Genomic DNA, 13,516 nt, shown 5'->3' on the forward strand with positions numbered 1-13,516 from the left:
TCGTTGGTCAGTTGTTCAGTTGTAAGGTCTGGACGCGATCGCCGAACCGCGGCGGGCGCTTCTCGAGGAATGCCGCGACCCCTTCGTCGTATTCGCCGGACTCGGACTGTTCCTGCTGCAGGTCCGCCTCGAGAGCCAGTTGCTCGCGCAACGTCGAGTAGGCGGCGGCGTTGACCATCCGTTTGGTGTTCGCGAACGCGACGGGAGGTCCGTCAGCCAGTCGTTGCGCCAGCGCGAAGGCTTCTGCTTCAAGCGCGTCGGCGGGATGGATCGCGTTGATCAGGCCCCAATCCAGTGCGCGTACTGCTGGCAGGCGTTCAGCCAACAGCGCCAGTTCCGTGGCGCGAGTCGGACCTATGCGCGCGTTGATAAACGCGAGTGCCCCGCCATCGGGAACCAGACCCACCTTCGTGAACGCCAGGAGGAAGTACGTGGATTCGGCCGCGAGGACGAAGTCCGAGGCAAACGCCAACGAACATCCGATCCCTGCGACGGGACCATGTACGGCGGCAATCACCGGTTTCGGCGCGTCGCGAAGAGCGAGCATGAGCGGCGTGGAGACCTTTTCGATCGTGCGCCGCATATCGATGTAGCCCGCCGCATTGCGCGGGTAATCCTCGTTGAGGTCGCCGCCCGCGCAGAACGCACGCCCCGCGCCACACAGCACGATCGAGCGCACGCTCGGATCACGCGAGGCAATCGCGACGGCGGCAGTGAGATCTCGACCCATCGTGCCCGACCACGCGTTGAGAACAGTTGGTCGGTTGAGGCGGATCACCCCGACTCGGTCGGTCACCGAGTAATCGACTGTCTCGAACATCAGAAGTAGTACCGGCCGATCTGCTCGGCGATCAGCGCAGGCTTCGAACCGCCTTCGATCTCGACGACGGTTAGGGTCTTGGTCTGTGCGGAATTGCCGTCTACGGCCACGTCGACCAAGGTCGTCGTGCCGCGAATCTTGGAACCCGCGGGGACCGGCGCGGGGAATCGCACCTTGTCCAGGCCGTAGTTGATCGCCATCTTCAGGCCTTCGACCTTGAAGTTCTCCGCGAGGAACACCGGGACCAGAGAGAGCGTGAGAAATCCGTGCGCGATCGTTCCGCCAAACGGGCCGGTCTTCGCCCGCTCGGGGTCGGTGTGGATCCACTGGTGATCATCGGTGGCGTCCGCAAAGGTGTCGATACGGTCCTGCTCGACGACGAACCAGTCGCTCGTGCCCAATACTTCGCCGACCGCGGCGGCCATCTCGTCAGCGTTCGTGAAGATCCTCATTGTGCCTCCTGTGCATGCTTGGCAGAGTTTTCGTGGTCGAAGAACCGTTGCTCGATCGCCCGGATGGCTCCGTGGGTCCAGGAATCGGCGGTGAGATAGCGATCGATGGGGGCCGCGAGGAGCCCTCGAAGCAGAGCGATGGATTCCCAGATTGCTGGGGTGACGGTCGTGGCGGCGCGGCGGCTGATCCCGTCGGCAACGGCCTTTGCCGCCTGTTCGGGGGTGGCCCGGTGGCGCAAGGGGAGTGGGACCTGCGCGTTGAACTCGCGAAGCAGCGGGTCCTCATCGAGGGGGCGTACGAACGCGGTCTGGACAAAGCCGAAGTAGGCGATTCCCGCGGATGCGCCGTGTGGCGCCAGTTCGATCCGGAGCGCCCGGCCGAGCTGTTCGACGCCGGCCTTGCTGGCCATGTAGGCGGCCATTCCCATGCCGGGCATGAACGCGGCCGCCGAGGCGACCAGGACGATGTGGCCCTGACTTTCGATGATGGGCTCAATCGCGGGCTTCACTGTGTTGAATACGCCGATGAGGTTGACGTCGATGATTCGCTCGAATTCGTCGGCTTCGATCGTACGAATGGTGGCGGGGTCGGGAGAAACACCGGCATTGGCGACCACGATGTCGAGGCGACCAAAGTGATCGACGACATGCTGGATGTGCTTTGCCATTACCTCGCGATCCCGAACGTCGGCTTCGAGGTACAAGACTCCGTCGCGTAGGACTGTTCGCGCAGACTCCAGGGCCTCGGCGTTCCGATCGATGATCGCGACGCTGGCTCCTCTGGTCTTGAGCTTTCGAGCAAGTGCAAGACCGATCCCGTCAGCGCCGCCAGTCACCACTGCAACTCGGCCGGACACCTCGTAGGTGGGCTCGGGATACACCGCTTCCGCCGCAATTCGCACTGGTAGAAGTGCTTTTTCAAAGAGGTTCTTCACGTGAGGTACTCCCTTGTCCCCGGGAAGGTATTGCTTCCAACTCGCAGGTCTGCAACATTTAGCTACAGTCAACCTTCCGAGGTTCACCGTATCTGAGTGTGTTAGCCTCCGCAAAGGGGGCAGGCCGCCGAGTAAAGGGAGATTCCGATGCCAGTTCTAGCGGCACCCGATGCGAAAGCTGCGGGCCTCAAGCCCATTCCGGGTGATCCCGGGTTACCGATCCTCGGGCGGTCGCTCGAGTACCTGTTGGGCACGTTCAACTACAACGCGGACTGGTACCGGCGATTCGGGCCGGTGTCCTGGTATAGGAGCTTCGGAATCACGCTGGTCAGCGTGGTCGGGCCGGAAGCTTCGAAGGTGGTGTTCAAGAACTCCGACCGGGCGTATGCGAATGAGCCGGGCTGGTCGTTCTTCCTGGGGCCCTTCTTCAAGCGTGGTCTCTTGCTCCTCGATTTCGATGAGCACCTCCAGAACCGCCGGATTCTCCAACAAGCGTTCACGCGTGATCGGCTCATCGGCTACTTGGCCAATATGACCCCGGTGATGCGCGACATTCTCGGCCGGTGGAAGGCGGGCCAGGACTTCCGCGTGTTCCCGGCGGTGAAGAATCTGACGCTGAACATCGCGAGCCGGACTTTCGTCGGGGAAGAGGTCGGGCCCGAGAACGACAAGGTGATCCAGGCCTTCGTCGACTGCGTCGAAGCGACGACGGCGATCGTCCGGGCACCTATCCCGGGCACGTTGTGGTGGCGCGGACTTCGGGGACGCGAGTTCCTCGAGACCTATCTGAAGCCGCGCGTCGCCGAGGCTCGAAAAGCCGATCGGGAAGATCTGCTCGCCGCCTTGTGCCACATCGAGGACGAAGGTGGGGAGAGGTTCAGCGACGAAGACGTCATCAACCACATGATCTTCCTCCTGATGGCGGCACACGATACGTCGACCGTCACCGCGACCGCGATGATCTACCAACTCGCCAAGCACCCGGAATGGCAGGAGCGCTGCCGGGCGGAGTCCGAAGCGCTCGGCAAAGCCGAGCTCGAGTACGGAGATCTCGACAAACTCGCTTCGCTCGACCTCGTAATGAAGGAATCGATCCGAATCACGACGCCGATTCCGGGGGTCATCCGGAAGACGGTCAAGGACACCGAACTTGTCGGTTACCACGTGCCGAAGGGCTCCTACGTCACGGTGGCGATGCACACGACGCATCAGCTCGAAGACGTGTGGAAGAACCCAAAGACGTTCGACCCCGAGCGCCACGTTCGCGGCGAAGGCAAGGACGCGTGGATGCCGTTCGGTGGCGGCGTTCACAAATGCATCGGAATGTACTTCGGCGGTATGGAAGTCAAGGCGCTGCTGCACCAGATGCTCTTGAACTTCACCTGGTCCGTCCCGGCCGATTACAAGCTCGACATGGACTATTCGTCACTTCCCAAGCCGCGCGACGGACTGAAGATCAGCCTCGTTCGCCGCTAGTTGAGAACACCATTCCTACAAGGAGAAGCTGTGCCTGAGGCATACATCATCGACGCTGTCCGCACCCCGGTCGGCCGTCGTAACGGCGGGCTCGCGGGCTACCAGCCTGCGGACCTGGGTGCGATACCCATCCGCGCACTCGTCGAGCGACATGACTTCGATCCCGCCGCCATTGACGACGTCATCTACGGCTGCCTGGACACGATCGGCGCACAGGCTGGGGACATCGCCCGCACTGCGGCCCTCGTGGCCGGCCTGCCGGAATCTGTGCCTGGCGTGACCGTCGACCGGCAGTGCGGCTCGTCCCAGCAGGCCGTGCACTTCGCCGCACAGGCAGTGATGAGTGGGACCTCCGACCTCGTCATCGCCGGCGGGGTGCAGAGCATGAGCCGGTACCCGTTGTTGTCCGCGTACACCGCGGGCGAACCCTACGGCGCCACGGATCCGTGGACCTCCTCGCCCGGGTGGGTGGCCCGATACGGCCCGAAACCGTTGTCCCAGTTCGACTCTGCGGAGCGGATCGCGTCGCAGTGGGGCATCTCCCGCGAGGATATGGAGGAGTTCGCCTTCGCCAGTCACCAGCGCGCTCTCACGGCACAGTCTGAAAACCGGTTTGACCGGGAGTTGCTCAGTGTCGAAGGCATTGCCGCAGACGAGGGGCCACGCCCCGACACTTCGCTGGAGAAGATGGCAGCACTGCGGACCCTCGTCGAGGGCGGTCGGGTCACCGCGGCGGTGTCGAGCCAGATCTCGGACGCGTCCTCGGCGCTGCTCATCGCATCCGCAGAAGCGGTCAAGGCGCACGGCTTCACGCCGCGGGCACGCATCCACCACATCTCGGTGCGCGGCGCAGACCCGGTCCTCATGCTGACGGCGCCGATTCCCGCCACCCAGCACGCGCTCAAGCGATGTGGGCTCACCATGGACGACATCGATCTCGTCGAGATCAACGAGGCCTTCGCGAGCGTCGTGCTGGCGTGGCAGAAGGACCTCGACGCCGACCCCGCCCGGGTCAACGTCAACGGCGGCGCGATCTCCCTCGGCCACCCCATCGGCGCCACCGGCGCCCGTCTCATGACCACCCTGCTGCATGAACTCGAACGCACCGGCAAGCGATACGGCTTGCAGACCATGTGCGAGGGCGGCGGACAGGCAAACGTCACAATTATCGAGAGGCTTGGCTGATGAAGCGCAACCTGTTCACGGCGGACCACGAGCAGTACCGGGAGACAGTCCGCGCATTCATGGAGCGCGAGGTCGTACCCCACTACGAAAAGTGGGAGGCCGACAAGTTCACTCCGCGCGACCTGTATCTGAAGGCGGCTGAGCAGGGGATTTACGGCCTGAGCATCCCGGAAGAATTCGGCGGAAGTGGTGAGACCGACTACCGGTACCGCGTGGTCGTGCACGAGGAGGTCTACCGCGTACACGCGATGTCTCTGGCCGTGGCGTTCGGTCTGCAGGACGACATCGTGCTGCAGTACTTGCTGCACCTGTGCACCCCGGAGCAGAAGCAACGTTGGTTACCGCGATTCGCCACGGGCGAGATGATCGGCGCCATCGGGATGACTGAACCCGGCGCGGGCAGTGATCTGAAGGGCCTCCGGACGACCGCCGTCCAAGACGGCGACGATTGGGTGCTCAACGGGCAGAAGACGTTCATCAGCTGCGGTATCAGCGCCGACCTGGTGATCGTTGCCGCCCGCACGGACCCCAATGGCGGATCTCGCTCGCTGAGCTTGTTCGCGGTGGAGGCCGGAATGCCGGGCTTCGAGCGCGGTCGCAAGCTCGACAAACTCGGACTCGCCTCGCAGGACACGTCGGAGCTCTACTTCGACAACGTCCGCGTCCCGGCGAACAACGTCATCGGGGAAATCGGCCGCGGAATGGGCCACATGATGGCCCACCTGCCGAGCGAGCGGCTCGGTGTTTACACCGGTGCGGTCGCGAGCGCCAAGGCGATCTTCGACGTCACCCGAAAGTACTGCTCCGACCGCATGGCCTTCGGGCAGCCGATCGCCGATTTCCAGCACGTGCGATTCGAGCTCGCTGAGATTGCGACAGAGATCGACGTTGCTGAGGCCTACCTCGACAAGTCGGTCCTTGCCTTCAACGCGGGAGAGCTCACCGCGGTGGACGCGGCCAAGGGCAAATGGTGGACCAGCGAGTTGCAGTTGCGGGTCATCGACCGGTGTCTGCAACTGCATGGTGGCTACGGCTTCATGAACGAGTACGCCGTCGCCCGCGCCTACAAGGACGCACGCATCCAGACCATCTACGGCGGCACGACCGCGATCATGAAGGAAATCATCGGTCGCGATCTGGCCGGGCAGCGGTAGGGCGTCGATCGTGGGTATGTGGTTTGAAGAATTGACGCCTGGACTGGAGTTCGATCACCCGATCCGCCGGACGGTCACCGAGACCGACAACGTGCTATTCAGCACGCTGACGATGAATCCGCAGCCGTTGCACCTCGATGAGGAGTTCGGCAAGGAATCGGAATTCGGCTCGCGCGTCGTGAATGGCTTGTTCTCGTTGTCGCTGGTCATCGGGCTTTCGGTCACCGACATCTCCCTGGGGACGACGATCGCCAACCTCGGTTACGACGTCGTCGAGATGCCGGCTCCGGTTCGCCACGGTGACACGATCCGCGTGCAGAGCGTGATTCTCGAGGCTCGTGAGTCGAAATCCCGCCCGACGATGGGCATCGTCAAGCTCGAACACCGTGGCTACAACCAGCGAAACGAGCTCGTGATTCGAGTGGTGCGCTCGGCGTTGTTCCGGAAGAAGGCAGCGGCGTGAGTGCCCGCCGTCGATCCACTCTTTTTGCGCCCGGACACAATCGGGCGCTGCTGGAGAAGATGTCGCGGTGCGAACCGGACTGCGTCGTCCTCGATCTCGAGGACGGCACGCCACCCGCGGCCAAGGATGAGGGACGCGCGGTCGTAGCGGCGGCGCTCCACGAGGTCGACTTCGGTGGCGCCGAGACGATCGTCCGGATCAACGCGATGGACACCGCACTGGCTGCACGTGACATCGAGTGGCTGCGGAGTCTCGATCATTTCCCCGATGCGGTGATGCTGCCGAAGGTGGACAGTGCCGCCGACCTCGCGAAGTTCGAGGAACTGCTCGGCCGCAACGGTGTGCCGCTGTGGATCCTGCCGACCGAAACCGCCGTCGGGTACCGGAACCTCGATGAGTCGTGCCAGTACCCCTCGGTGACAGCAGTCATATGGGCGGCGGAAGACTTCGCTGCTGATATCGGCGCCAACGGTTCCCGTGAGCCAGGCGGTCGCCTGCGCGAAGTGTTCCGGGTTGCGCGGTCGAACACGCTGCTCGCCGCTAAGGCCGCAGGCATCTCGGCGATCGACACGACCTACGTCGATCTCAAGGATCTCGAGGGCCTGCGCCGAGAGGCTCTCGAGTGTTCCGGAATGGGCTTCGACGGCAAGGCGGCGATCCACCCATCGCACGTCACCGTCATCAACTCCATCTTCCAGCCGGACGACGCGAGCATCGAGCACGCCGAGCGGCTGGTCGAGGCATTCGACTCGGCGGGCGGGGGAGCGATCAGTTTCGGGGGTCGAATGGTCGACGCCCCGCATTACAAACAGGCGCGGCGGTTACTCGCCCGCGCTGGGCGATAAGACGCTCGTCACTGCTGCATCCCTTCCGCAGACGACGAGTGGAAGCTACAATAGTACAAAACATGTCGAGTTGTTGCGCAGGCGATTGCTCGGCGAGCCGGCCGGCATCAACCCCGGCAGACGTCAAGGAGGCCGTCATGGCATTTGTGATTGCCGCGCCCTGTATCGCGGACTATTCGTGCGTCGAAGCGTGTCCGGTGGACTGCATCTCGCCTGGTCCGGACGACCCGGGCTTCGACAAGGCAGAGCAACTGTTCATCGACCCGCAAAACTGCATCGACTGCGGAGTCTGCGTCGACGTATGTCCCGTGGACGCAGTGTACGAAGCTGATCTGCTGCCTCCGAAGTGGGCGCACTACGAGCAGATCAACGCGCAGTATTTCGAGGAGCTGTCGTGAGCGGCCCGTTGCGCGTCGCGATCGTCGGATCGGGGCCAGCTGGCATGTATGCGGCCAAGCACTTGCTGGCCGGCTTCGGCGGAAAGGGCCCGAAGGTCGCCGTCGAGGTGGACATGCTCGACCGCCTGCCAACCCCCTATGGTCTGATTCGTCACGGAGTGGCGCCGGATCATCCGGAAAAGAAGAAGGCGGCCTCGGTGTTTGACGAGGTGGCCGATTTTTCGGGATTCCGGTTTTTCGGCAACCTTGAACTCGGTCGCGACGTGAAGGCCGACGAGCTGGCCCAGTGGTACGACGCGGTGATTTATGCGACCGGGGCAAGCGGCGACGCTCACCTGGAAATTCCTGGCGAGGATCTGACCGGTAGCCTCTCGGCGCGCGAGTTCGTGGCCTGGTACAACGGGCATCCGGACTTCAATGGCGTTGCTCCTGACCTGAGCGGCGAACGTGCCGTGGTCGTGGGCAACGGCAACGTCGCGATGGACGTGGCCCGGATTCTGAGTACTGATCCAGATGTCCTGGCGAAGACCGATATCTCAGACACCGCTCTGGCGGCGCTCCGGAACAGCCGGATCCGCGAAGTTGTCGTGTTGGGTCGCCGAGATGCTCAGCATGCTGCGTTCAAGAACCCAGAGCTCGAGGAGTTCGATGAGCTCAACGGTGTTGACATCGTCGTCGAAGGCGATGATCTTGCTGAGGTTCGTGGAGCCGATGCCACGACCGCACGCAAGCTGGACACTCTGCGGCGATACGCCAAGCGCGGGGCGACCGGTAACCCCCGTCGGATCGTGTTGCGCTTTCTCGCATCCCCGGTAGAGGTGCGCGGGGAAGGCCATGTCGATGCACTCGTCGTGGGCCGCAACCGGCTCGAACCCGGACCGGACGGGCAGGTCGTGGCCCGGCCGAGCGGCGAGACGAAGGTCATCGAAACCGGGCTCGTCCTGCGGGCGGTCGGCTACTTCGGAACCGAGTTGCCTGGTCTGCCGTTCGATGCCAGTTCCGGAACCATTCCGAATCGTGAGGGGCGAGTTGTCGACGGCGAGGCCACCGTGTCGAGCGTCTATGTCACTGGGTGGGCCAAACGCGGACCCCAGGGAATCATCGGTACCAACAAGAAGTGTGCGCGGGACACCGTTCGCTCGTTCCTTGCCGACGCGACGGCCGGGAGTCTGCATACTGCGGGAACGCTCAGTCGCACCGATGTCGAAAAGGCGCTGCGCGAGCGCCAAAGTCACGTGGTCGACATCGCCGGATGGCGCCGGATCGACGACGTCGAGCGCACCGCCGGGCGCAGTCAAGGGCGTCCGCGCGTCAAGCTCAGCGACCTGGGCGAACTGCTTCGCGTTAGCGCGGGGTGATCCGATAATGGACACCAAGACCGAGCGATCGGTGTTTGCAGCGGAGGTCCGCATGAAATTCGACGACCTGCTGCGAGCCGGCAACGAGGCGGTGCGGACCCAGATGACCCGCGGCGCCGACCTGCTGCTGCTTCGCGGTGATGACGATCTGATCCCCGCCTCGGACGACGGCTACTTTCCGGAGGGGTCGATGATCCGCCGGGTCCAGTCCGAGCATGCGGTAGGCCTGTTGTTCGGGCCGCGCGCCATGACGACGCTCGTGCTGGACCCACGGGTGTTCTCCGGAACAGCCATTCACGCGTTCAACCGGAAACGGTTCTTCCTCCGGATGGCGCACACTGGCCATGTCTTCGAAACCGTATTCTTCGGTTCGAAAGCCGAAGCGGACGCGGCGCTTGCCCGGGTGCACAAGATGCACGAATCCGTCGAGGGTGTCATCCCTCGAAACGTTGGGACCTGGAAAGCCGGAACGCCCTATTCGGCATTCGGCCCCGAGGAGCAACTGTGGACGGTCGGGTCCATGTTCGACGCGGCACTGACGTTCTACGAGTTGCTCGTCGCCAAACTCACCGACGCCGAGCGTGAGCAGCTGTGGCAGGACTACCGGCTGTTCGGCGAGCTTTTCGGGATGGACCGCAGCTTGATGCCCGCGACCTATCCGGATTTCGTCGAATATTGGAACGGCCGGATCAACAGCGGCGAACTCTGCCTCAGCGACGATGCCAAAGCGATGGGTTACCACCTGAGTTTCGGCCTGCCGCTGCCGCTTTTCATGAAACCCATTCAGTCGATCATGGAGCTGATCCTCAAGGGCAGTCTCCCGCCGTGGGTTCGCGAACAGTACCGGCTCACGTACAACCTCGCCGACGCCGCGCGATTCGAGGCGGTGACGAGGGCTATCCGTGCGTCGCGGTTGGAAAAGCCGATGTCCGTCTCAAGGCGGCTCACGAAGGCGTATGGGAAACCGTGGCGCGGCGACAACGCCTACTTGTTCAACATGGTCGCGCGGACCGAACGCCGGCGCGTGCTTCGTGGGCGTACGAGCATCCCTGGATTCTCGGATCTCGAGTACCTGAAGGACTGACGCCATAGGCCCCGTGGACCGTTCGCGAACTGCGCCCGTCTATCCAGTTGCTACAGTAATACGCTAACTGTCTCTATGTCGTAAGCCGCGAGTGGGGAATTCAAGCCCTACAGAGCGCGCAAGAATCTAAGGCTTTCCATGAAGATCCCCACCCGTCTGACGCGGCTCCGCGATGAGATCGCTGCCGTCGAGGTACTACGTCGTGCCGGAATAGTGCCGACGGATCCGCGCGCACTCGTGGCGGGCGGACGTGCGATTGTCCAACTGGGCCCATTGGGTGGATTACCGGCTTTCTGTGCCGCCGGTCACGGCGATCGAGTCGCCATTATCGATGACCGAGGGGAAGTGACGTTTGCCGAGTTTGCACGCCGCACGCATCAGCTTGCGTACGCCTTGCGTGCACAGCTGTCGCCGAGTCGCCCGGGTGTAGGGATCCTCTGCCGCAACCACAGCGAGTCGGTGATCGCACTCTTTGCCGCGAACGCTATCGGTGCGCGCGTCGTGCTCCTGAACTCCGACTTCAGCCGTCAGCAAGTAGCTGACGTCGCAGCTCGGGAACGTCTTGAATGTCTGCTCTACGACGAGGAGTTCGGTGCGGCTGCCGAAGGTTTCGCGGGAAAGCGCTGGTGTACGTGGTGGGCGGATGTCGAGCCGTTGCACTCCACGAAGCGCCTGCGTGCCGCGTATCCCAGCACGCTGCCGCCGCGGCCGGCTCAGCGGGCGGCGTTGGTGATCCTCACCAGTGGATCGACTGGTACCCCGAAGGGCGCGCCTCGCGACAACATGAATACCGCGCTGCTGCCAGCCGGCCTGCTTCGCAAGATACCGCTGCGACCGAACGATCGAATCCTGCTTTCCGCGCCGATCTTCCACGGCTGGGGCCTGTCGATTGCCACCCTTGCACTGGTCTTGGGCGCGACGCTCGTGCTTCATCGCCGGTTCGATCCCGCCCGCGCGGTCCGTGATCTCGAAGCCCACGAGTGCACCGTGTTCATCGCGGTACCCACCATGCTTCGTCGGGTGCTCGCCCTCGAAGAAGAGGTGGCACGCGCCGATCTGCGTGCGCTGCGCATCGTCGCCAGCGGCGGTGCACGGCTCGATCCGTCCGTCGTCAGCGGTGTCACCGACGCCTTCGGGCAGGTTCTGCACAATCTGTACGGCTCAACTGAAGCCGCGTACATCACCATCGCGACACCCGAGGATCTGGCGGTGTCTCCCGACAGCGCCGGTCGGCCCACGCCGGGCACAACTGTGCGAATTCTCGACGGTGACGACAAACCCGTTGCAGTCGGGGCGACCGGGCGCATTCTTGTTCGCACACCGACGCAGATCGACAAATACACCGACGGAACCGCGAAGAGCCGCGCCGATGGTTTCCTCGACACCGGCGACGTCGGCCACCTCGACGCCGCAGGGGCGTTGCATGTGACGGGTCGCTCCGACGGCATGATCGTCTCGGGTGGAGAAAACGTCTTCCCCGAAGAAGTCGAACAGGCGTTGCTCGCCCATCCGCACATCGCGGACGCTGCCGTGACTCCCGTCAATGACCCTGACTTCGGCCAGCGTCTTCGCGCCTACATCGTGCCGGCAGACGACTCTCTCGCCGTCGATGACGTCCGTGAGTATCTGGGCGCCCGACTGTCCAGATCACGGATGCCGAGGGACGTCATTTTCGTTCCCGACTTGCCGCGCGGTTCATCGGGGAAGGTGCTCCGGCGCACCCTCGATGCCCTTCAGGAGGCCCAGCCGTGAGCGACATTCTGATTGTCGGCGCCTCCGTGGCCGGCGTACGCACCGCGCAGGCGTTGCGTACGTCGGGATGCCAGGCCTCTATCACGATGCTGAGCGAGGAAACCGAACTTCCGTACGACAAGCCACCGTTGTCGAAGGAGATGCTTGCGGAGAGCAGCCCGGGTACGGCGGTTCCGCTGCTGTCTTCAGATGAGGTGAGCGCGCTCGAGATTGACCTGCATATCGCTACTCGCGCTGTGCGACTCGACCCGGACCGCCGGGTCGTTCATACTGCGGACGGCCGAGAATTCGGCTATTCCACGCTGGTGATCGCCACCGGCGTCCGGCCGCGCACGTTGCCCGGCACAGATGGACTCGCGGGTGTCTATACGCTCCGGCAGGCGGAGGACGCCCGGGAATTACGCGCCGAATTGCCTCGGGCAAAACAGGTCGTCGTGATCGGAGCCGGGTTCATCGGCGCCGAGTTCGCCTCGGCAGCAGTGAAATACGGCGCCTCGGTGACGATTGTGGAGGCGCAGGCGACGCCGCTCGCGCACATTCTTGGGGAAGGCGTCGGCCGTCAACTAGCCGGGCTGCACGCCCTCAACGGTGTAACGGTGCTTGCCGGCGAACAGGTTTCCGGGTTCCTCGGCACGGACCGAGTGACCGGCGTCGAGCTGGCCAGCGGACGTACCCTGCCCGCCGACCTGGTTGTCATTGGCATCGGGACTCAAACAAACTCGGAATGGCTCGCGGACTCCGGAGTGCCCATCAGCAACGGTGTCGAATGCGACGAGAACCTGCGGGTACCTGGGTTCCCGGAGATCTTCGCGGCGGGCGACATCGCGCTACGACAGCATCCGATCTACCAGACACCAGTCCGAATCGAGCACTGGACCAATGCGGGTGAACACGGTGGGATCGTTGCGGCCGCCATCATGGGTGCGCCCTCTCCGACTTCACAGCCCCCGTATGTCTGGTCCGATCAGTACGGGCGCCGAATTCAGATCATCGGACGCCCATCGCTCGGCCACGTGGCGGTGACCCGTGGAAGCGCAGATGAGCCTGGCTTCCTCGCGGTCTACGCAAACGCGGAGGGTATTTGCGTCGGTGCGGTCATCCTCGACGATCCACGAATGATGCTGCGGTGCCGAAAGGCCATCGTCACTGGGCAAAAGGCAGCAGATCTAGACATCCCGACCCTTCACCGAGAGGCCTTCGCGAAATGACTACCGAAGAAACCCGTGCAGTTCTGGAGCGTCATCTGAAGGCCTGGCGTGCCGGCGATGTCGACGGCGTTATGGCTGACTGGGCCGAGGACGGTGTGCTGATCAACGGCGCCGGAGTTTTCGTCGGCAAGGACGCGATCCGAGGGTTCTATCCGGCCGTGTTCGAGCAGTACTACCCGGCGGACGTACGAGCGAGCGTCGACCTGAGCAACGTCAAGGTCGAAGGTGACGTCGCGTTCTGCGAATGGAGCGGCGGTATCTCGAAGTATGCGGCGGACACCATCGTCGTTCGCGATGGCAAGAAGGTCGTGCATTCGTTTGCCGCGACCTACGACTCGGCGTAAGCCGCGGCAAACCGGGTTTCAGGCCGGCATCGCCGAAGGAAC

At 63.6% G+C, this 13,516-nt stretch carries 14 protein-coding genes; 11 read left to right on the forward strand and 3 right to left on the reverse strand.

Going from position 1 to position 13,516, the window contains the following annotated elements; translation table 11 throughout:
* Positions 1-7: 7 nt before the first annotated feature.
* From F600_RS0114630 to F600_RS0114640, 3 genes are read right to left on the reverse strand one after another with little or no spacing between them, the layout of a single operon-like run.
* Complete coding sequence (locus F600_RS0114630) at positions 8-820, reverse strand: enoyl-CoA hydratase/isomerase family protein (protein ID WP_018161369.1); 813 nt, start codon at positions 818-820, stop codon at positions 8-10.
* The gene (locus F600_RS0114635) at positions 820-1,272 is read right to left on the reverse strand and encodes a MaoC family dehydratase (protein WP_018161370.1); all 453 of its coding nucleotides are present in this window, start codon (positions 1,270-1,272) and stop codon (positions 820-822) included. The genes F600_RS0114630 and F600_RS0114635 overlap by 1 nt, the downstream gene beginning before the upstream one ends.
* Positions 1,269-2,207 carry a short-chain dehydrogenase/reductase gene (locus F600_RS0114640; RefSeq protein WP_245541537.1) on the reverse strand — a complete coding sequence of 313 codons (939 nt, stop codon included), beginning with the start codon at positions 2,205-2,207 and terminating at the stop codon, positions 1,269-1,271. The genes F600_RS0114635 and F600_RS0114640 overlap by 4 nt, the downstream gene beginning before the upstream one ends.
* 147 nt (positions 2,208-2,354) lie before the next feature.
* On the opposite strand from F600_RS0114640, the gene F600_RS0114645 reads away from it, so the two are divergent.
* The 11 genes from F600_RS0114645 to F600_RS28415 all read left to right on the forward strand — a co-directional run bounded on the left by F600_RS0114645 (position 2,355) and on the right by F600_RS28415 (position 13,474).
* A complete protein-coding gene (locus F600_RS0114645; protein WP_018161372.1) occupies positions 2,355-3,683 on the forward strand; it encodes a cytochrome P450 in 1,329 nt (442 codons plus the stop codon).
* A 30-nt stretch (positions 3,684-3,713) separates the two neighbouring features.
* Positions 3,714-4,868 (forward strand): acetyl-CoA C-acetyltransferase, encoded by a 1,155-nt coding sequence (locus F600_RS0114650; protein WP_018161373.1) that lies wholly within the window; start codon positions 3,714-3,716, stop codon positions 4,866-4,868.
* Positions 4,868-6,022, forward strand: a complete 1,155-nt coding sequence (locus tag F600_RS0114655) for an acyl-CoA dehydrogenase family protein (protein ID WP_018161374.1) — start codon at positions 4,868-4,870, stop codon at positions 6,020-6,022. The genes F600_RS0114650 and F600_RS0114655 overlap by 1 nt, the downstream gene beginning before the upstream one ends.
* A gap of 7 nt (positions 6,023-6,029) precedes the next feature.
* Positions 6,030-6,485, forward strand: coding sequence for a MaoC family dehydratase (locus F600_RS0114660; protein ID WP_026306550.1), 456 nt, complete (start codon positions 6,030-6,032; stop codon positions 6,483-6,485).
* Positions 6,482-7,330 carry an HpcH/HpaI aldolase/citrate lyase family protein gene (locus F600_RS0114665; protein ID WP_026306551.1) on the forward strand — a complete coding sequence of 283 codons (849 nt, stop codon included), beginning with the start codon at positions 6,482-6,484 and terminating at the stop codon, positions 7,328-7,330. Before F600_RS0114660 ends, F600_RS0114665 begins: the two co-directional genes overlap by 4 nt.
* Before the next feature lie 137 nt (positions 7,331-7,467).
* Entirely contained in the window at positions 7,468-7,728 is a 261-nt protein-coding gene (locus F600_RS0114670; protein WP_018161377.1) for a 4Fe-4S dicluster domain-containing protein, read from the forward strand.
* Between the two features lie 44 nt (positions 7,729-7,772).
* Complete coding sequence (locus tag F600_RS0114675; protein ID WP_081628884.1) at positions 7,773-9,086, forward strand: FAD-dependent oxidoreductase; 1,314 nt, start codon at positions 7,773-7,775, stop codon at positions 9,084-9,086.
* A gap of 7 nt (positions 9,087-9,093) precedes the next feature.
* Complete coding sequence (locus F600_RS28410) at positions 9,094-10,170, forward strand: oxygenase MpaB family protein (protein ID WP_018161379.1); 1,077 nt, start codon at positions 9,094-9,096, stop codon at positions 10,168-10,170.
* 138 nt (positions 10,171-10,308) lie between these two features.
* Positions 10,309-11,922, forward strand: coding sequence for an AMP-binding protein (locus F600_RS0114685; RefSeq protein WP_018161380.1), 1,614 nt, complete (start codon positions 10,309-10,311; stop codon positions 11,920-11,922).
* A complete protein-coding gene (locus F600_RS0114690; protein WP_018161381.1) occupies positions 11,919-13,130 on the forward strand; it encodes an NAD(P)/FAD-dependent oxidoreductase in 1,212 nt (403 codons plus the stop codon). The genes F600_RS0114685 and F600_RS0114690 overlap by 4 nt, the downstream gene beginning before the upstream one ends.
* A complete protein-coding gene (locus F600_RS28415; protein WP_018161382.1) occupies positions 13,127-13,474 on the forward strand; it encodes a YybH family protein in 348 nt (115 codons plus the stop codon). The genes F600_RS0114690 and F600_RS28415 overlap by 4 nt, the downstream gene beginning before the upstream one ends.
* The last annotated feature ends 42 nt before the right edge of the window (positions 13,475-13,516 follow it).

It is taken from the genome of Smaragdicoccus niigatensis DSM 44881 = NBRC 103563 (assembly GCF_000380645.1).
GTDB lineage: Bacteria > Actinomycetota > Actinomycetes > Mycobacteriales > Mycobacteriaceae > Smaragdicoccus > Smaragdicoccus niigatensis.